This window comes from Variovorax sp. RTB1 (assembly GCF_035018765.1).
Classification (GTDB): Bacteria; Pseudomonadota; Gammaproteobacteria; order Burkholderiales; family Burkholderiaceae_C; genus Variovorax.
On sequence record NZ_JASJXG010000074.1, the window covers coordinates 1 to 17337 of the forward strand.

15 protein-coding genes and 2 pseudogenes are annotated in these 17337 nt (G+C 60.8%); 9 read left to right on the forward strand and 8 right to left on the reverse strand.

What is annotated here, in order from left to right:
- Positions 1 to 592: MFS transporter (locus QN397_RS25055; RefSeq protein ID WP_323502287.1), on the reverse strand; the 592-nt coding region annotated here is incomplete at its 3' end.
- 173 nt (positions 593 to 765) lie between these two features.
- Between QN397_RS25055 and QN397_RS25060 the strand changes: the two genes are divergently transcribed.
- Positions 766 to 1683: a LysR family transcriptional regulator gene (locus tag QN397_RS25060; protein WP_323502289.1), complete on the forward strand. Its 918-nt coding sequence runs from the start codon at positions 766 to 768 to the stop codon at positions 1681 to 1683.
- Positions 1673 to 2132, forward strand: a pseudogene (locus tag QN397_RS25065) (IS6 family transposase); the annotation flags it as partial. The gene QN397_RS25060 and the pseudogene QN397_RS25065, both read left to right, overlap by 11 nt.
- A 108-nt stretch (positions 2133 to 2240) precedes the next feature.
- Here QN397_RS25065 and QN397_RS25070 read toward each other — a convergent pair.
- Positions 2241 to 2771 carry a DUF4337 family protein gene (locus tag QN397_RS25070; protein ID WP_323502290.1) on the reverse strand — a complete coding sequence of 177 codons (531 nt, stop codon included), beginning with the start codon at positions 2769 to 2771 and terminating at the stop codon, positions 2241 to 2243.
- A 238-nt stretch (positions 2772 to 3009) separates the two neighbouring features.
- Here QN397_RS25070 and QN397_RS25075 point away from each other — a divergent pair.
- A pseudogene (locus QN397_RS25075) lies at positions 3010 to 3376 on the forward strand (transposase); the annotation flags it as partial.
- Between the two features lie 41 nt (positions 3377 to 3417).
- Here QN397_RS25075 and QN397_RS25080 read toward each other — a convergent pair.
- On the reverse strand, positions 3418 to 4026 hold the full coding sequence (locus QN397_RS25080) for a TetR/AcrR family transcriptional regulator (RefSeq protein ID WP_323502291.1): 609 nt from the start codon (positions 4024 to 4026) through the stop codon (positions 3418 to 3420).
- 94 nt (positions 4027 to 4120) lie between these two features.
- On the opposite strand from QN397_RS25080, the gene QN397_RS25085 reads away from it, so the two are divergent.
- Positions 4121 to 5332, forward strand: coding sequence for an MFS transporter (locus tag QN397_RS25085; RefSeq protein ID WP_323502293.1), 1212 nt, complete (start codon positions 4121 to 4123; stop codon positions 5330 to 5332).
- Positions 5333 to 5938: 606 nt separating this feature from the next.
- Positions 5939 to 6340, forward strand: a complete 402-nt coding sequence (locus tag QN397_RS25090; protein WP_323502294.1) for a hypothetical protein — start codon at positions 5939 to 5941, stop codon at positions 6338 to 6340.
- 119 nt (positions 6341 to 6459) lie between these two features.
- On the opposite strand, the gene QN397_RS25095 is transcribed toward QN397_RS25090, so the two are convergent.
- The 3 genes from QN397_RS25095 to QN397_RS25105 form a co-directional block, all read right to left on the reverse strand.
- Positions 6460 to 7470 (reverse strand): serine protease, encoded by a 1011-nt coding sequence (locus tag QN397_RS25095; protein WP_323502295.1) that lies wholly within the window; start codon positions 7468 to 7470, stop codon positions 6460 to 6462.
- A complete protein-coding gene (locus QN397_RS25100) occupies positions 7467 to 8183 on the reverse strand; it encodes a CC0125/CC1285 family lipoprotein (protein ID WP_323502296.1) in 717 nt (238 codons plus the stop codon). The genes QN397_RS25095 and QN397_RS25100 overlap by 4 nt, the downstream gene beginning before the upstream one ends.
- A 366-nt stretch (positions 8184 to 8549) precedes the next feature.
- Entirely contained in the window at positions 8550 to 9380 is an 831-nt protein-coding gene (locus QN397_RS25105; protein WP_323502298.1) for an IclR family transcriptional regulator, read from the reverse strand.
- A gap of 82 nt (positions 9381 to 9462) precedes the next feature.
- On the opposite strand from QN397_RS25105, the gene QN397_RS25110 reads away from it, so the two are divergent.
- The 4 genes from QN397_RS25110 (at position 9463) to QN397_RS25125 (ending at position 15689) form a co-directional block, all read left to right on the forward strand.
- Complete coding sequence (locus tag QN397_RS25110; protein WP_323502299.1) at positions 9463 to 11535, forward strand: metallophosphoesterase; 2073 nt, start codon at positions 9463 to 9465, stop codon at positions 11533 to 11535.
- Positions 11536 to 11558: 23 nt separating this feature from the next.
- Positions 11559 to 12521 carry a tripartite tricarboxylate transporter substrate binding protein gene (locus QN397_RS25115; RefSeq protein ID WP_323502301.1) on the forward strand — a complete coding sequence of 321 codons (963 nt, stop codon included), beginning with the start codon at positions 11559 to 11561 and terminating at the stop codon, positions 12519 to 12521.
- 535 nt (positions 12522 to 13056) lie between these two features.
- On the forward strand, positions 13057 to 14559 hold the full coding sequence (locus QN397_RS25120) for a GYF domain-containing protein (protein WP_323502303.1): 1503 nt from the start codon (positions 13057 to 13059) through the stop codon (positions 14557 to 14559).
- Between the two features lie 47 nt (positions 14560 to 14606).
- Positions 14607 to 15689 (forward strand): RDD family protein, encoded by a 1083-nt coding sequence (locus QN397_RS25125; protein ID WP_323502304.1) that lies wholly within the window; start codon positions 14607 to 14609, stop codon positions 15687 to 15689.
- A 71-nt stretch (positions 15690 to 15760) separates the two neighbouring features.
- Here QN397_RS25125 and QN397_RS25130 read toward each other — a convergent pair whose 3' ends face one another.
- Together QN397_RS25130 and QN397_RS25135 are read right to left on the reverse strand one after the other, a co-directional pair.
- Positions 15761 to 16513: a TcpQ domain-containing protein gene (locus tag QN397_RS25130; RefSeq protein WP_323502306.1), complete on the reverse strand. Its 753-nt coding sequence runs from the start codon at positions 16511 to 16513 to the stop codon at positions 15761 to 15763.
- Between the two features lie 218 nt (positions 16514 to 16731).
- Positions 16732 to 17079, reverse strand: a complete 348-nt coding sequence (locus tag QN397_RS25135) for an H-NS histone family protein (protein ID WP_323502307.1) — start codon at positions 17077 to 17079, stop codon at positions 16732 to 16734.
- Positions 17080 to 17337: the final 258 nt, after the last annotated feature.

Sequence of the window (17337 nt, forward strand, 5' to 3'; positions counted from 1 at the left end):
CCTGGGCGGTGCCGTTCGGCTTGCCCGGAAAGTCCGGCACGCCGAGGCGCACCCAGGCGAGCAAGGCCGCCGCCAGCAGCGACATCACGCCGAAGGACCAGCGCCACCCGACCAGCCCGCCCAGCAGGGTGCCCGCCGGAATGCCGATCGACAAGGCCAAGGGCGTTCCTACCATGGCGACTGCTAGGGCTCGTCCCTGCAACGCCGGCGACACCATCCGGCTGGCATGCCCGGCCAGAAGCGCCCACAAAAGGCCCGAGAACACGCCTGCGCCGAACCGCGCGACGAGCGTCAACGCGAAGGACGTCGACAGCGCAGTCACCACGTTGACCGCGCAGAAGCCACCGATGGCCATCAGCAACAGGGGCCGCCGACGCCGAGCCTGAGTCGCCTTGACCAGGGGAATGGCGGCGAGCACCGAGCCCAGCGCGTACAGCGTCACCAACTGTCCGGCGGCACCGACAGAGACGCCCAGATCCGTGGCGATGGCCGGGAGCAAGCCCGCTGGCAGCGCCTCGCTCAGGATGGCGACGAAGCCCGCCGCTGCCAGCGCGAACAGGCCGGACCATGGGAAACGGTTGGCGTCACGCATGGTCGCCCTCCCGGGCCGCCCGGTGGTTAGCGACGCGGTCTGTCTTCGAAAGTCCGTGAAACGTTGCCTGCATCATCTCGCCCATCCAAAAGAGAAGGCTTTGACGATAGGCAAGACTTCACTCCGGATAAAGGGGGGTAAATTTCCGATCTCTCATGACTGGAATGTCCGCAATGAAGCCGTTGATGCTCGACAGCCTGGACGATTTCGCCGTGTTCGTGCAGGTCGCGGAAACGCGCAGCTTTGCGGAAACGGCGAGGCTCACCGGCGTCTCGGCCTCGGCCGTCGCCAAGCGGATGGCGCGTCTCGAAGAACGCTTGAAGGTGCGTCTGCTTCACCGAAGCACCCGTAGCGTCACGCTGACTGCAGAGGGCGGAATGTTCCTCGCTCGCTGCCGCCGCGTGCTGGATGAAGTTCAGGGCGCCGAACACGAGCTGTCGCGGGCCTCGGGAACGCCGCGGGGCCGTCTGAAGGTGAGCCTGCCGATGGTTGGCACGCTGTTCCTGCCGTTGCTCGCCGAGTTCATGCGGACGCACCCCGCCATCGACCTCCATCTCGATCTCAGCGACCGCATGGTCAACGTCGTCGAGGAGGGGTTCGACGCGGTACTCCGGACCGGCGAGCCCGACAGTTCCGCGCTCAATGTCCGCTCGCTCGGAAGCTGGCCCCTGCTGCTGGTGGCTTCGCCGGCCTATCTGTCCCTGAGGGGCCGGCCCGAGCGACCGGCGGATCTTGCAGGGCACAGCTGCCTGCATCACTGCTTCAACAGCACCGGCAAGCTCGAGCGCTGGCCGCTGGCCTGGAGCGGAGACGAAGAGCAAGTCCCTCTGCCGGTGTCGATGGTCTCCAACAACCTGGAGGGACGGCTATGTTTCGCAGAGAACGGCCTGGGCATTGCCTGCCTTCCCGAGTTCTGCGTTCGCGACGCGCTGGCTGCGGGCAGGCTCGAGATCGTGTTGTCCGCTTTCACCGAGCTTCGCCAGACCACCTTCCGCATTTTCTGGCCCTCGTCCCGCCATCCGTCGCCGAAGGTCAGGGCACTTGTCGACTTCCTCGCCGAGCAGATGAAAGTCGAGCGAAATGAACGTTGAGCTTCGCAGGATTTTGAAGCGGCTGTACTACCGATCGAGGTGATGCGGGTGTGCGTCCGCTGGTTGGGGCCTCTCCGTTTAGCCAGCGACAGATCGAACAGATGATGGACGAACGTGGGGTGGTGGTCGACCACGCGACGATTCACCGCTGGTCGATCAAGATGTTGCCGTTCTGGCTGCGGTGTCTCGCAGGCGCAAGCCCTCGGTCGGCACGAGTTGGCGAATGGGCGAGACCGATTCGAAGGTCAGCGGTGAGTGGAACTACCTGTACCGGGGCGGCGGACCGTGCCGGCCACCCGATCGACTTCCTGCTGCGCGCACACTGCGACCTTGCTGCAACAAGGAGCTTCTTCGAGCGTGCCATCGCCCTGCATGGCGTGCCCGAGAAGATCACGATCGACAAGAGCGGCGCCAAAACGGCAGCGATCGTCGGCATGTGCGCCAACAGCTCTACTCGCTGGCTTTGTAATCCATTGCCGGCGCAGCATCTTGCCGGAGCCGGCTGCACTAACGCAACATGATCCCGACCGCGTCTTGCGGCAGAGACCGAACCCGCTTCAGAGATGAAAGTAGGCCAGCGCGCCCACCACCAGCCCCAAGCCGCTCATCACGAAGACGGCTTTCTCCAGCCAGCGTCGCCTGGTCAGCAGCGCGATCGCGGCCATAGCGATGGCGATCTGCAGCGCCGTGGTGGCCTGGGCCCAGCGATGATGCTGGTGGAGCTTGGCTTCGCTCATCTCGTCGAATTCGGTCGACTCCTTTTCGAGCTTTTCGGCGGCCAGCTTGATCTCGGCCTCCTCAGCAGCGTAGCGTTTGGTCTCGGCCTCGAAGAGCGGTTTGCGTGCTGCGTCGACAAGCTGCATCCCGAGTTCGCTCAGGTTCTGCTTGTTGCTCTTTGCCTGGTAGAAATTCCATTGGTTTGACGCCTCGGTCTTCCGGATAGCAGCATCGTTCTTGAATATGCCGGCGTCGGCCTGAGTGGCTCCCGCCATGTACGAGAACATCGCCCCGACCGTTGCGAGGATGGCCGTCGTCACCGCCAACTGTCCCGCCATCCCCCTGGGCTCGCGCTCGGCCGCCGCGTCCATCTGGTCTTCGTGTGCCCCACGTATCTCGAACTCTTCAGACAAGTGCTTCTCCTGATATGGGGTCAATTGTCGACGACCGGAATAACTCAAGCCGTCAGAGTCCGATGATGTCGTCCACCTTCAATCTAAGCGCATTGTCGAATGCTACATATTTCAATGGTCAGAGCTGGCCCGGGAAATCTGAACAATCCGGTGAGCGTGGAAACTGCTTCCCCTACCAGGTCACTGATGGACGTCTGCCGAGCTCGTCAACACGATGCTGGATGCAGCGATCGAGACGGTGGCCGACGGCAATGCCCGACCCATCGTTCACTCTGATCGTGAAGCCCACTATCGATGGCCCGGTTGGCTCTCCAGGATCGGCGACGCGAAGCTTGGTTCGATCGATGTCGCGCAAGGGCTGCTCGCCTGACAACGCTGCATGCGAGAGCTTCTTCGGCCGCCTCAAGACGGAACTGTTCTACCCTCAGGACTGGAAGTCCACTGCGGTCGAGCAATTCATCAAAGAAGTAAATTCGTACATCCGCCGGTACAACGAGAAGCGGATCAAGATCTCCGTGGGCTCTCTCAGCCCGATCGAATACCGAGAGAGTCTTGGACTTACGGCAAAAACACAGTCCAAGTTTTTATCCGTATCCCCGGTGGGTCAAAGTTCAACCGGCGCCAACAGCCGTGCTGTTTTCATGCATGCCGCAACCAACGTCTGAGTGTGCGCCGATGTGATCGGCGCCGATCCGAACAGCGAGCGAAAGATGATGGGCGAGACCACGGTGTCCATCACGGTGTCGATTACGGGCACGGGTTCGCCACGCTCGACGCCGCGCTCGACGATGGTCCGAATTTGCGATGCGGTGAATGCGGCGCATTGGCAAGGGACCGGCAATCGACCTTCAACCGAAACACCGTTGCGCGATGACAGCACGTCCAGCATCATGCCGACCCCGACCTCCGACGACATCTCGTCCCTGTATTGCTCTGCCCAGGCAATCAAATCACCCGCGACGCTGCCGGTATCGGCCGGTTCGCTGTCGGGGCGCATGCGCTCCACGGCGACATCGGCCAGAAGGTCGGACAACTCTCCCCAGCGTCGGTAGATCGTCGACGGCGTGACGCCGGCGCGCGCGGCGATCAAGGGCACCGTTAGCGCCGCCCGGCCGCGCAAGGCCATCAAGTCGCTCGCTGCCTGGTGCACCGCTGCCTGAACGCGGGCGCTGCGGCCGCCAGGGCGCGGGGTCGTGGTGTTCGTCGTTGCCATCCCCCATGCTAACGCAAAGGTTTTGCGTTAGTCCTCCCATGCGAGCACAATGCTCTAACGCAAATCCTTTGCGTTAACAAGTACAGGAGCTGCCATGTCTCGAGCCGCTGTCCCTTTCGTCACCGCAGCCAGCGGCGCAGGCCGTCTGAGCCGCACCGGCGCGCTGTGGCTGATCGCTTCGATCTTCGTCACGTACCTGGCAGCGTCTACCGTGCCATCACCCCTCTATGCGCTGTACCGCGAGGCCTGGGGCTTCAGCGCCTTGACGCTGACCCTTGTGTTCTCGATCTACGCGTTCGCGCTGCTGGGGGGGCTGCTGTTCTTCGGTTCGATGTCCGACCACCGGGGGCGGCGTGAAGTCATCATTGGCGCGCTGGTGCTGGAGTTCGTGTCCCTGCTCGTCTTCCGGCATGCCGAGTCGGTGGGCTGGCTGCTGGCGGCGCGCGCGATACAGGGCTTGGCCACGGGCATCGCCACCAGCGCGTTGAGCGCCGGCATGCTGGACATCCACCGCGAGCGTGGATCGTTGCTGAACAGCGTGGCGCCGCTGTTCGGCATGGGCCTCGGCGCGCTGGGTGCGGGTGCGTTGGCCGAGTTTGCGGCCTCCCCCACGCGCCTGGTGTTCGACATCCTGCTGGTTCTCGTGGCGGTGCAGGCGCTGGCGTCCTTCTGGCTGCCCGAAACGGTGGCCCGGCAACCCGGCGCGCTGGCCTCGATGAAGCCGCACCTTGTAGTGCCGGCGCGCGCGTGGCCGGCGCTTTGGCAGGTGCTGCCCGTGAACACAGCGCTTTGGGCGCTAGGCGGTTTCCAGGCCTCGCTGGGTCCGTCACTGGCCCGCATCGTCACGGGGCTCCACTCGCCGCTACTCGGCGGCGCGGTGGTCGCGACGCTGGTGCTGAGCGGCGCGATCGCGGTGCTAGCCGTGCGCACGCGCCCGGCGCGAACGGTGCTGGCGGGCGGGGCGGTCGCGCTGGTCATCGGCGTGGGCGTGACGCTGACAGGCGTGCAGGTGCACTCGACCATCGCGTTCTTCGCTGGATCGGTCATCGCCGGCTTGGGGTTCGGATCGGGCTTCAACGCGACGATGCGCACTCTGGTGCCGTTGGCCAAGGCGCACGAACGCGCGGGACTCATGTCGACGTTTTTCGTGTTGAGCTATCTGGCGTTCAGCCTGCCCGCCATCGCGGCCGGCCTGCTGGCCGGCGTGATCGGACTGCAGGCCGCTTCGGTGGGCTACGGTTTGCTGTTGGTCGCACTGGGATGTCTGGCGCTGATAAGGATGGCACGGCGCGGAAGTGCCGTGTGAGCACCAGGCTCGTTGCTCCAACGATCTCGCGGACCGATTTCTTGTCGCGGTAGTGCATCTCAGGACCTTGCCAATCATGGCCATGGTGATCACTCCTCGTACCCCACTGCTTGAAAAAACAGCGGGGTAGGCTGAACGCCCGGGTGAATCTGAATCGGAAAACGCATCAGGATCTCAGGATCGAGCGCTCGACCACCTGAACCGGTGACTCGACCGTAGCCTTATCTTACGGATGACGCCGCGGCGCCGGCAGCATCGAGGCGCCGGAGTGCCGCGCGAAGTCCTCCACCTGTTGCCGCCGACGCCTAATTGGGCCACCTTCCGGCGCCGAAGTGAGCCCCTTTCTTGGCACTGGAATTGGCGCTAGGCTTGGTTCTCGCACCAACTTTCCTGGCTCATTCAAAAATCGGCGCCTGGCTCAAATCCGCGTCGGCGCGGACAATTGAGCTTGTAGGGAGGCGCTTATATGGGCGCCTCCCTAGTCATGAAGCGCTCCGAATCCGGCGTCAGAGTGATCGCAGCTTTCTTTGCGGTCCTGCTTGGATTTGGGCTGAAACAACTGCTGGACACCGAAGCCCGACTTCAACCTTCTTCGGCAACCGGATCATGCTGCTCATCAACGCTGTTCAGATGGCGGCGTTGTGGGTTTTGTACAGGCCCGTCAGGGACCAGCGATGGGGCCCTGTCTGGTTCTGGTCGGATTGGCTGCCCCCGCCGCGCTGGGATCTTGCACTGCTAGCGTTGGCTGTGATCTATGCCTTGCTGCTGTTCGCCGACGTGCTGTTGCAGTTGCGGGTGCTGGCCAATGCAAGGCTTCCGTCCACCCCGGCGGGTCCGTCCGCCTCGTCCGCCTCGTCCGCCTCGCCCGCCTCGCCCGTCGCACCCTCGAACGAAGCGTTGACGTTGGCGGCTGCTGCGGCAGACGCGGCAGCAAGAGCAGCGGCAGCAAGAGCAGCGGCTGCAAGCGTCGCCGCCCTGACGGCCCTCATCTCCAAGCCCAAGCCTTGACGCCGATAGTTCGACGCCGACATTCGAACTCTGACCCGGCCCGAGCTTACGCACGGCAGTGATGCGTTTGGTCGTTGTAGCCGTTAGGCGACCGTTCGTTCAATCTATCTTCGTCGCTGCTAACGCAGCGTTCGGCAATTGCCGAACTCGCAGCGAACGAGCAACTTCTCGCCGCGTGAGCACGGCACGGAATAGGTCTCGAAACCAGGGCCTTTGTCGATCAGAAAGGCGCGTGGCTGGTCTGTGCAAAGTTGCGTCCTGGCGTATCGCTCGGCCCCATAAGTGTCTTGGCCAGTTTGCCGAGATACCGATGAACCTCCCTCCGCTATCGATTGGCCGGAATGCAGTGACGGCACCCCAAGTCGCAATGGCTCTGAAGGGGAAGAGAAAATCTCCACCGCAGGCGACGTGGCACCAGCTTTTGCGACAGCGCGCGCCGCAAGCGCCGATCGTCCACGCTCGGCGACCTCACTGATCCACTGGGCTGGGCGCGCAAAGTTCAGATTTTGGGCAGAGCCCATGAACATGGCCGTTGTAATGCCGATCAATCTTCCTTGATCATCGAACAGCCCGCCGCCGCTTGAACCCGGCGACACCGGTGCGCTGGTCTGGATGTAGTTCATTGCTCCGTTCGTGTCGCGTCGCAGTGCCGACACCAGCCCATCACTGAGCGTCAATTCGAGTCCATGCGGCGCGCCGATGGCATAAACCTTTTGTCCAACGGCCAGAACTCCTGACGGCGCGATCACCACCGGTGCAGTCGTGAGCGTTGCCACTCGAAGCTGGCAAAGATCGCGTTCTGCGTCGGGGTACTCCAACACCGCAGGCAAAGTTTGCGCGCCTTGTTCTGAACCGCTCAGGCCCTCGTGGCGCACGGTTACCTTGAACCCCTTGGCAAGCACGTGGCAGTTGGTAATGAGGCGCTCAGGGCCGACCACGACGGCACTTCCCGTAGCCACCGTGCGTCCGAGCGTGTCGACCGTGCGAACCATCCAGACGGCCGGAGATGCATCCCGAAAAATATCTTCCGCTGTCATTGCAAGTGCGCTGAGCGGTGACATGGCAATCGACAGGAATGCAGTCGAGAATACCAACCCGAGATTGGAGAACGTGTTTCGGAGGCCGGTCATTGCTGCAAGAGCCCTTCAAGGTCCTGCATGGGCGTCGGGTCGCTCTCGCCGAGCCGTCCCGGAAGAAGCGCCGGACCAATCTGACCTGCTGGCACAGACAGGGTCAGTGCGGCTGCAATGAGGTCATGGCGTGATGGTGTAATGCTGCGGCCCTGACTCGCCACGAAAGGCTTGAGGGCAAGCAATACTGCACTGGCATTCATGCCGACAAGAGGTTCGTTTGCAGACCCCTGACGGTACATGTGTATCTCGGCACTGCTGCGCCACGTGGTGATGGTGCCGCCGCCATAGCCAGGCACATACACGACGCCCCCGCCTTTTGCACCGCCGCCGCCCCCCTTGATGAGGGTCAACGATTGCGATGCCTCGTCTCGCAGAGACTCATCGCTTTGGGCACGAGGAGAGATGCTCGATGGCTCGACTGCGAGCCGGACATCGTTCTCGATGAAGACGATGCTCTTGGGCACCAAGGCGAAGTGATCGAAACCCTTTTGCTGAGTGAGTTCAGCGCATCGATAGAGCCAGAAGTTCCAGACGGTGTCGCTCGACGTCTTGCCGTTCCCCCTGAACTCGACCACGTAGTTGGTGTCGCTGATCCTCGTGTCTGTATAGCCCCCTGAAAGGCCACGTGGCTGGTAGACCGTGGCGCATCCCGAAGTGAGTGCGGCGACAAGACACGCGATGGCTATTCTTGCGATCGATATTGCACGCATTCTTTTCCCTGACTATTGTTTTTCGCCCTCCCTTTTCCCCTGGGCGTGTGCCGGCATCATAGGGCCGAGAACCGGCGCGATTCGATATGGATCAACAACAATCGCGCGATGACGCACATTGCTCCGCAGTGTCTGGGCTTGGCTGCGTCGTCGCGCACACGGACGCTTGTTCCGTGAAGAATCACACTCGACGACCTCGGAGTGCGCGTTGTCGATGGATAAGATGGAGATGCCAGATTAATCAAAATAGCGTCATGCCTGCATGGCCGCTTCTCCCTTATCCGGACTTCAGCGGCCTTCTTCGGAAGGCCGTTTTTCTTTGGGCGATCTCAATTTGTACGGGGCGGGCAAGGCGCTCTTCTGTCGTCACAGAAGTCCGAGCTTGTACTCGATGCTCCGCACCAGACTGACGAGGCGTGGCCCCAAGCTTTTTTCGAGTTGATTTTGGTCGGTTGAATAGGACGGCACCGTGAGATTGAAGGCCAGCGGCATTCCGTTGAACGGGGCTCGCATGGGCACGGCGACCGCCGACAAGTTGGGACGCCAGTCCCCCGTGACGACGCAAAAGTCACGCTCGGCAATCTGCTCTTGGGCCTGCTGCATTCCGTCGGAGAACCTACTCCATCCCTCGGGATCGGTGGCTTTCAGTCTCTCGAGGATCAGGGAGCGCTCGGTGGGATCTATCGCGGACAGCAGGGCGCGCCCGATCGCCGTCTGAAGAAACGGTCGAGTCGAGCCAATGTCCGGCAAGGTCGCATTCGTCTCGAGCGCCTGAACCGTCTCCACATAAACGACCTGAAAGCGGTCCCGCGTGCCCACCGACACAGGCCCACGCGCATGTCGAGCCAGTTCCAGCATTTCCGGCGCGGCTATGCGTCGGATCGTCAGCTGGGAGAGCAACGGGTATCCCAGTGAGAGAACCGACGCTCCGAGCGAATATTTCCCCGTTTGTCGATCCCGCCTCAGGTACCCGAGCCCCATGAGGGTGAACATGAGGCGCGACACCGTCGGCTTGCTCAGGCCGAGGCGCTCCGCGATGTCCTTGTTGCCCAACGTCAGCGCCCCGCTGCCGAAACATCCCAGCACCGCCAGCCCGGATGCGAGGGTCGAGGCAAATTGCGGGTGTGCGTCCAACTCGGCCTGCGTCAGGAATTCGGCACCGCGCGGTGCCGATTCAGTCTTTTTCACCGTTGTCATGTTGACATTCTAGGTAGAGACGATGAAACTAGAGACCACTATATTGATGTGCATTCCATTATATTGAACTACGGTCAGAAATATGTTTAAGCGTCCGTCTTCCTCCCGCCAGGGGCCGCTCCTCTTTACCTTCGTCGTGGTTGCAGATACGCACGTGAACGAGAGCGGCGACGTGTCGAGTTCGCCCTTTCACACCAATCAACTGGCCAACGAACGCGCCCGACACGTGTTTCAGGACATCGCCGCGATGACACCGGCTCCCGCCTTCGTCGTCCACCTCGGGGACATCGTTCACCCGGTGCCTTCGCTGCCGACCTTTGCCGATGCCGTTGCCCAGTTCAAGGACATCACCAGTGCGCTGGCCATACCGCTGCACCTGGTCCCCGGCAATCACGATGTGGGCGACAAGCGAATCGACTGGATGCCTGCCGATCAGGTCTGCGCGGCGTACATCGACATCTACCGCGAGGCCTTTGGAGCCGACTACCACGCGTTCGATCGCGGGGAGCTCAGGTTCATCTTTCTCAATTCGCTGCTACTCAACTCAGGGCTGGCGGAAGAAGCCGTGCAGCGTCAGTGGTTCGAGGCGGAAATGGATCGCGCCGGCGGCAAGCGAATTTTTCTGTTCATGCATTACCCGCCATTCATCTACAAGGAGGACGAGCGAGGCAACTACGACAACATCGACGAACCGGCACGCAGCTGGCTCGTCGGACAGATGAAGAGGCCTGCCGTGGAGGGAGTGTTCGCCGGGCATGTCCACAACTTCTGGTACGACCGCACGAATCAGGCGGAGTTCTACATGCTGCCGTCGACCGCCTTCTTGCGGCACGACTTCACCGAGTTCTACAAGGTGTCCGCTGGGTACGAGTTCGGTCGGGGCGATGTCGAGAAGTTCGGCTACTTCGTCGTCGATGTCTACGAATCGGGACACGTCGCCTACGCCGTTCGCACGATGGGAAGACAGACAGCGCAGGGACAGCAACAGGCGGCCATACCGACCCGCTACCTTTCGCACCCTAAGACGTCGACGTTTGATCGGGTCGGTGTCGAGTTGCGGCACCCATGGGCGGAGAGCATGCAGATCACCGCAACGGGCGGGGTGCAGGAGTTCGGGCGCAAGTGGGCTCGGAACGACTACCCCCTCATGGCGCTCTGGGAAATGGGCGCGCGCCTTTCCAAGGTGCCCGACATTGACCTGGCGGAGCACGAATCACGCGAGCGCATGCGGCTGATGGCCCGCCTCGGTCATCGCTACATCGTCACTACGCTGAAGCTGCCGCAAGAAGAGACCACTGTGGACAGCGGCATGCAGGACTGTGGCGTGTATGCCTTGGAGATCAACATCACGCTCTCGAACTTCGCGCGGCAGAAAGAGGCCTGGAAGTCGTATCGACGGCATACCGGGCACTCCCTTTACCTTTCGAAGATCCTGACCTACGACGGGTCGAACTACGACGGAAAGCACTTTAGCCATTTCGTCAAGGCCGGATTCGCCCTCGACGAACTGGAAGGTTCTGCTGAATTCCTCACCGATGGCAGAAAAGCCGGCGAATTCGACGGGATCACAGTGCGCATCGAGGCCGACCAGGACCTCGCATCCTGCATGCCGCAGCTCACGGCTTTTCGACAGCGCACCGGTTGTCTGATCCTCGCCTCATTGAAGCTGGCAGACAAAAGCCTGGCGGTAGCGCGCATCGACGACCGGGCCAACGCGGCGAAGGTGGTCCAGTCGATGGCGCTGTCCAAAGCGTCCGACGGCATTGCCTTCGTCTTCGATACCTTCATGGACGTGGATCGCGGTTACTTCCCGCGCAATGCCTTTATCGACCGTCGCTTCAATCCTCGTCCTGCCGCGCAGGCGTTCACGATGATGAGCGCCTTGTTCTCGGACTTCGAGGTCTTGCCGATGCACGGGTTCGGCACGACGCGTGCGGGTTCCATTTCCTTCAGCGCCGGAGCAGCGAACTTCGTGCTGCTCTGCGAAACCGCAGAAACGGTGGAGAGCTACCTCGAGCGTACGGCGCACTCGGAACTCTATGACCTCGTCGAATGCTGCACATGCCTGACGGCCAACGCCATTGCTGACTTTCACACGCGATTGATGGCGAAGCCGCGACCGCAACTGCAGGTTCTGCTGATTCGCACATCCTGATTTCTGTCACTCCTGGAACCGCCATGTCCATCAAGTCTTTTGGTTGTTGTCTGCTCGCTGCGACGTTGTCCCTGTCGAGCTATGCCGCGTTTCCGGACAAGCCAGTGCATCTTGTAGTCGCTTACGCGCCGGGCGGTTCGACCGACATCATTGCGCGTCTGCTGGGCGTCAACCTCAGTGCCAAGTGGGGGCAGCCAGTCGTTGTCGACAATCATGCAGGAGCGAGCGGCATGATCGGCGCGGAGCAGGTGGCACGTGCAAAGCCGGACGGCTACACGCTGTTGCTCGGCTACACGCCCGAGGTGTCCATGAACAAGCTCGTGTTCAAGGAAATGCGCTACGACCCATTGACCGATCTGACACCGATTGCCCTGGTGGCGTCGGCGCCGCTCGTGCTCGCCGCCGGCCCCAAGATTCACGTTTCCAGCATGAAGGAACTGCTGGCTTTGAAGGGCCGCGGCCAGCTCATCTCTTATGGATCTCCGGGTACAGGCGGGCAGCAGCACATTGCGGGAGCAATGCTTGCCAAGGAGACGGGACTGCAGCTCACGCACGTGCCGTATCGCGGCACAGGACTCGCAGTCGCCGATTTGGTCGGCGGACAGATCGACCTCTTCTGGGCAACCACCCCGCCGCTCTTGCAACAGATCCGCGCCGGAAACTTGAAAGCACTCGCCGTGGCGGGCGAAGCGCGAGAAAAATTGCTTCCCGAAGTCCCGACGACGACGGAGCTTGGCATGCCCGGGCTTCAGCTCACCAACTGGTTTGGTGTTTTCGGCCCGAAGTCGATGCCCCGCGATCTCACTCAGTCACTGGCCAAGGATGTCCTCAGCGCATTGGCTGAACCAGCGATGAAGTCAAGCCTGGAGGCACAGGGCCTCACACCGACTCCACTGGAGGGTGCGGCACTGCGGAAATTCATCGATGCGGAAATGGCAAAGTACCAGCAAATCGTCAAAGAGACGGGCACTACTGCGGCACAGTGATGGCCATCGAATGTCGGCAAGGGCTTGCAGTTCGCATAGACCTGGTGGAAGATTCTTCCTCCACGGAACCGTTTATATACAGGATATAAGGCGCTGGCCGTCGGTCCGGTAGGTGCGAGTCAAGCCCGATATCGCCAACTCATTCGATCTCCGCTCCGGATTCAACGGTGGGCGCATCCAAAAGCGTTCGGTGCCCGCAGGCGATGGTGAAATTGCCGCTCCGAAAATAATCCCCGACCTGCCACTGCTCAGGAGCCTCTGTCGTTTTTGCAGGTCGAAAAGTGTAGACAGCTCGGTCGACTCACTTTTGCGCTGCCGCGGAACTACTGCACCAAACTGATCGAATAAATCAGAAATGCCGATTATTCAACGCGATATCTCGGTCGGCATTTGTGAGAATGCCTGGCACAAATGGAGCGAGCGGGATGAGCAGTTGGAGATTGCGAGAACAAGACTTCGGCATAGGGATTGATTTCCAAGGCCACTGCTTGGCAGGCAAAGTCTATCGTTCTCTGAGTGACCGGACGACTCGTCAATGAACGCCTTTCAGGGGCGTCACGAACCCATCCTTCTGGACGCACCACCGGCGAGTGCTCCAACTCAGGTCGATACCCGAGACGAGCCGCGCGTAGTCACCGAAGGCTGGTGGTATGCGCACGGGGAGATCCGCAACGGCCCATGCTCATCCAAGCAGATCGACGAACTACTTCGAGCAGGCAACATCGATTCGAACACGCTGGTTTGGCGGGAGGGCCGGCTGACGTGGAAGCCTGTCCGCGAGGTGCCTGAACTTACGGGACCAGGGCAACCGGCGCGCCAGGCGGATGCAGATGTGGGCTTCTTGCAAAGCGTTCGCCAGGGAGAAAAGCCGACATCTTTGATTTGGTGGATCACGGCATTCATCCTCGCAGTAGCCTTGGCGTGGTTTGCAATCGAATTCCATTTGCCAGAAAAGGCTAGCATGGCCTACGCCGCCGGCGTGGCGTTCGGGGCATTGCTGATACCCGCTGTGGGCGTCGGGATCGCTTCGCTCTGGGGTGAGGGTCCCAGTCGCTCGAAGACCCTCAAGGTGTTTGTCGGATGTGCCGCTGTGCTTTTAGTCACGTCGAGCTTCAACACGCTCTTGGAGCGTGGCTATGCACAACGTTGGCTCAACTACTCCAATCTGACCGCAGAGGAATTTTCAGCGCAGGCGATCAGATGCATGCGCATCGGTGACGTCAAATGCCAGGAAGAAAATCTTCGTGACTTCATCCGGCTGAGGCCGGCCGACGCTGCGGCTGCGGGGCAACTCGGTGTCCTGCTGAATCGACGTGGACGGCACGATGAGGCAATTGTGCAGTTCAGGCGTGCGCTCGAGCTCGGTGCAGGAACCTACGATCTGTTCGCCTACATGGCCGACAGTTACGAGAAGCGCGGCGAGCTGCCGCAGGCCATCGAATGGTCGTACAAGGCACTCTCCGTGGTGCCGACGCTGGTCGACGTCCGCCGCAAACTCGCAAGCTTGCTGGTCCGCTCGCAGCGGCCTTATGAAGCGCTGTCGCTTTTACAGGGCTACGACAATCAACTCGAGGCTCGCGGTCTGCAGGCGTATTTCGTCGCGCAACGCATCTCCATCGAGACGTCCATCGGCCAGACGGCAGGTGACAAGTCAGTCGAGCGAAATGCGATTCGCCTTCCTGTTTTCGGCGGTCATTACTTTGCACCTGTCTCGATTGCTCTTGACCGGCCAAGACCCTTCATGGTCGATACCGGAGCCAGCGTCACCAGCCTGAGCGAGCGGGTGCTGCGTGACTCGAAGGCCGAATACAAGGTGCTCGACCCGGCGGTGCGCATGACGACGGCCGATGGACGCAGGATCTTCGCCAAATCGATTGTGGTCGCGGCGATAAAGGTGGGGCCGTTCGAGCTGAAGAACGTGCCCGCCATCACCTGCGCGGAATGCATTTCGCTTTTGGGCCAGGCCAGTCTGTCCAAGTTCGACATGCAAACTGTCCGGGCGCAGGGTCTCGACTTTTTGCTGCTGGCGCCGCGCTGACGCGTGCGCCTCCGAAGCTCTGTCGTCCAGAACACCGAGGAGCTGTCATGCATAAAGATCCGGAACTCTTGCCCTTTGGTGCGATGCCGCCGCTTCCTGTATCGACATTAGGGGCGCTTGCTGAGCGACGCGATGAATTGCTTTCGTTGCCGTTGGCGGGCCCGTGGCGGCGACTCCTGGCAAAGCTTATCGATGTCTACTTCTATGTGCTGGTCGTTGCGGTGCCTGGCCTTGGTCTTGCCAGCTACTTTCTGCCGGGATTCGGCGCCGCGATCAGCACACCCGGCATGGACCAACTTCTTGGACTCCTGGTCATTCCCTTCTCACTTCTGGTCGAGGCAGTCATATTCGGTTGGACCGGAGGCTCCTTCGGAAAATGGCTGCTCGGACTTAAAGTCATCACCATCGCTGGCGGCCGCCCGACATTCGCTCAATACCTTCGCCGCCAGGCGGGGCTCTGGTGGGCCGGTCTGGCTCTTGGGATACCGTTGATTGGGCTGATCACCTTGAATCACCAGCACACCCGCGTCAAAGCCGGGAACAACGCGAGTTACGATGTCGGCCGATTTAACGTCAATGCGCGTCCGATCGGGCTGATGCGAAAAGCAAATGCCATGTTGGTAACCGCTGCTATTGCCATCGGAATGGTCGCACTGATCGGATTCGGAAACGAAGAAGATCGCGCAATGCGGACGCCGGTCGCCTGGACCAATCCGACCACGGGTGTGAAGGTCTCGTTGCCTGCAGGCTGGGGCATCTCTGCCCTTCAGAAATCCAAGGAACTGGCGCCGAATCTTTACTGGTTCGTCAATCGCAGGACGCGCGTTGAAGTGTTGTTCGCTTCGGATGCCGTGCCGCAGCAATATTCGCTCGACGACTACCTTGTGGCCTGGTCGCACAACGTACAGGAATCCATGGACATCGGGACGGTGGGCGTCCCCGCTGAATTCAATGGGCATCCAACGCTTGAAGCTCGCGGCTTGTTGAAGGGCGAGAAGCCGCTCGACATCAAGGCTTCGATCATGCGCAGGAACGAGTCGGTATGGCGACTGCTCGTATTCGGCAAGAACGGCATAGGAGACTCGGCCGATACGCGCGCTCTGCACGACGTTCTGTTCGGAACTCTTTAAGCGGTACGTTTCATTTCAAGCGAGCAGTCGAGCCAAAGCTCGAGCGTTCCTCCATCCCTGATCTTCCGCATTCAGGCGGGCGCTGGCGCCAGTCGATGTCGACGGACTCTCGGGACCGGCGAAGCATTGGCCTCAGCTTGCTTTGCGCGCCACCGGACCAAGGTTTCATCTCCCCTCGCAGACCTCGCGGATTCGGGAGTGCAACGTGATTCGTCAGTATTGGCAGTGTCGTTCGTACAGCCCGCTGTCACCTCTGAGCTGACCATGGTTCGTGTCGTCGGTGCCACACTGTTGTCCGCGTAGGCAGGCCCGGCCAAGTAGATGGCCTGAGCCTTCCCGACTGATCGCGCCGAAGACGCGGACGATTTCACCAAGGAGACATACAAGCCGTCCGCACTCAGTGCGACCTTCAGGGGGATGTCAACGCCGGCGAGCGCGTCGCGCATCGCGTCGACAGCATCAGGGAACGTCGCCGCCTGGATCGAACGCATTTTGGGCGTGATCGAGTAGTCGACATTCACGTTCCAAGTGAAGTCCATCTTGTCAGCGCGCGCCCAGCGCCGCAGGACGGTAAGTACGCTCTTCTCGGAATCGTTGACGACATAGGTCATTGCAATGACATGCGGAGCACCGACAGCCTGTTCGGTGTTCGCGGGTCGTGCGTCAACGGGGGACGCTGCCGCCATGGCAGGGTCGAGTGACACTTGCCCCGAACTTGTCCGATCTGAATTCACCGCCGCTTGTGCAGCAGTACCGCTCGGATATTGAATTGACGGGCCCGACGCGCAGGCGCCAAGGGCCATGACGATGGAGATCGTCGTCACTTGACCATATCTCCTAAGCAATTGCTTGGAAATGCAAATTCGTTGTCTTCTCATTGTTTCCCTCCCAGGATCTGGCCTATAGGCAGTGTCTGCTGACGCTGGCGACCTCGTCCGGGAGTATGCGGGAATAAGAACTACAAAGCTCTTAAGAACACAGCATGATCGTCAAAAGAAAAAAGGGAGACTGCGCACCCTTTTGACTTTTTGCATGCAAAAAGTTAAATCAGGAAGTCCTCCATCGACTTTCCTATTGCGAGAACCGCCGCGACCCACTGTGGCTTTCTCCCACGGCCTCCGCTCCACAGTTCGCCATGCGGTCCCCGGTACTTTGTGGCCATCGCGACTTTCGTCGGCAGAGTGGCCGGTCGACCTCGCTTGGCATCCTTGACGAGCCCGAGTTCCCTGACAGCGATCCGATAAGCTTTGATGGCCTCACGCACCTCTGAAACCACCAATTCGCGGCGCTCACCGACAATGGCAGTTGCTTGCTTCTTCTTGTCTTCGAGCGTGGCCTCCAGGGCTTCTATTTCTGCACGCAACTGCTTGAGCGCAAGGTCTTTGTCCATTACTTAGGTCCACAACGATTGAGGGTAGCGAATACTACCGTCGAGTTTTGGTGATTCAACGATTCAATTGGAGGGTCTTTCCCCCTTCATTTCGGTTGTATCAACGCTATATGGGATTGGCGCTTGGCATGACACTAGGGAGACGCTTATATGGGCGCCTCCCGGATTGCAAGAACTCGTGTGTGTGAAGATTCAGGAGGCAGGGCTGCAGTCTTATATCCGGCCTGTTGTGCAAGCCGACATGCCTGCTGGCCCTGA

Excerpts from the sequence above, each read along its gene's own strand:
- QN397_RS25060 (WP_323502289.1), top strand. The coding sequence starts at position 766 with ATGAAGCCGTTGATGCTCGACAGCCTGGACGATTTCGCCGTGTTCGTG.
- QN397_RS25125 (WP_323502304.1), top strand. The coding sequence starts at position 14,607 with ATGCATAAAGATCCGGAACTCTTGCCCTTTGGTGCGATGCCGCCGCTT.
- QN397_RS25120 (WP_323502303.1), top strand. The coding sequence starts at position 13,057 with ATGAACGCCTTTCAGGGGCGTCACGAACCCATCCTTCTGGACGCACCA.
- QN397_RS25090 (WP_323502294.1), top strand. The coding sequence starts at position 5,939 with ATGCTGCTCATCAACGCTGTTCAGATGGCGGCGTTGTGGGTTTTGTAC.
- QN397_RS25100 (WP_323502296.1), bottom strand. The coding sequence starts at position 8,183 with ATGCGTGCAATATCGATCGCAAGAATAGCCATCGCGTGTCTTGTCGCC.
- QN397_RS25095 (WP_323502295.1), bottom strand. The coding sequence starts at position 7,470 with ATGACCGGCCTCCGAAACACGTTCTCCAATCTCGGGTTGGTATTCTCG.
- QN397_RS25135 (WP_323502307.1), bottom strand. The coding sequence starts at position 17,079 with ATGGACAAAGACCTTGCGCTCAAGCAGTTGCGTGCAGAAATAGAAGCC.
- QN397_RS25110 (WP_323502299.1), top strand. The coding sequence starts at position 9,463 with ATGTTTAAGCGTCCGTCTTCCTCCCGCCAGGGGCCGCTCCTCTTTACC.
- QN397_RS25070 (WP_323502290.1), bottom strand. The coding sequence starts at position 2,771 with ATGGACGCGGCGGCCGAGCGCGAGCCCAGGGGGATGGCGGGACAGTTG.
- QN397_RS25085 (WP_323502293.1), top strand. The coding sequence starts at position 4,121 with ATGTCTCGAGCCGCTGTCCCTTTCGTCACCGCAGCCAGCGGCGCAGGC.
- QN397_RS25080 (WP_323502291.1), bottom strand. The coding sequence starts at position 4,026 with ATGGCAACGACGAACACCACGACCCCGCGCCCTGGCGGCCGCAGCGCC.
- QN397_RS25115 (WP_323502301.1), top strand. The coding sequence starts at position 11,559 with ATGTCCATCAAGTCTTTTGGTTGTTGTCTGCTCGCTGCGACGTTGTCC.
- QN397_RS25105 (WP_323502298.1), bottom strand. The coding sequence starts at position 9,380 with ATGACAACGGTGAAAAAGACTGAATCGGCACCGCGCGGTGCCGAATTC.